The sequence below is a fragment of the Bartonella sp. AP57NXGY genome, from assembly GCF_042195805.1.
GTDB lineage: Bacteria > Pseudomonadota > Alphaproteobacteria > Rhizobiales > Rhizobiaceae > Bartonella.
In genome coordinates, this window is the sequence record NZ_JBHIOZ010000362.1 from 1 (window position 1) to 1047 (window position 1047).

Genomic DNA, 1047 nt, shown 5'->3' on the forward strand with positions numbered 1-1047 from the left:
TGCTTTTTTGATTTTATTGCTTTCATCTTGGGATAAACGTTTACGGAGTCAGCAAGAAATCGTGAAAGATATTAATGCAAAGGTTAAACAGTTTCCCGCAGTTTTTGTGTTTGCTGCGCAGGGAAATTCTCTAGGTGTGAGCGGAACTGGGCAAGGGTTGCAATTTGCAATTCTTGGCAATGATTATGCAATATTACAACCCATTGCTGATAAGCTGGTAAGTGCTTTACAAGATGATCCGCGTTTTATTCGCCCACGCCTTACTGTTGATGCAACACAACCGCAATTTTTTATTGAAATCAATCGAAAAAAAGCCTCCGATTTAGGGATTGATATCACCAATTTGGGCGATACATTACAAACAATGTTGGATGGTAAAAAGATTGGTTCCATTAACGTGGATGATCATTCTTACGATGTTAAATTGATATCGCGTACAAATTCTATGAAGAGTCCTAGCGATTTAGAAAATATTTTTTTAAAAACCAAAGACAATCGATATGTTCCTTTATCGGTTATTGCGCGTTTACATGAAAAAGCTATTGCTCCTCAATTAAAACGGGAAAAACGCATGAGTGCTGTTATTTTAAGCGCAAATCTTACTCCAGATATCGCTTTAGGGGAAGCTTACCAAACTGTACAGAAAATTGCTTCTCCTTTGTTATCAAAAGGAACCTATTTGGTTCCCTTAGGGGAAGCCGAAACGCTTAATGAAACATCTTCCAATTTTATGATTGTTTTTGGCATTGCCTTTTTGATTATTTTATTGATTTTGGCAGCTCAGTTTGAAAGCTTTATTTCAGGATTCATTATTATGGCCACTGTCCCATTAGGGATTGGTTGTGCTGTAATTGCTATGCTATTAAGTGGTGTAAGTCTTAATATTTACAGCCAAATTGGATTAATTTTGTTAATTGGTGTTATGGCAAAAAATGGTATTCTCATTGTTGAATTTGCAGATCAATTACGCGATCAGGGAAGAAGCGTGCGTGAAGCCGTAGAAGAAGCAGCAAACATTCGCCTTCGTCCAGTTTGTATGACAATGAT

At 37.1% G+C, this 1047-nt stretch carries 1 protein-coding gene; it reads left to right on the forward strand.

Annotated features, from left to right (window positions below; all coding sequences use genetic code 11):
* Nucleotides 1-1047 (forward strand): efflux RND transporter permease subunit (locus tag ACFIL8_RS10855; protein WP_375689785.1); only part of this gene is annotated, 1047 nt, incomplete at both ends.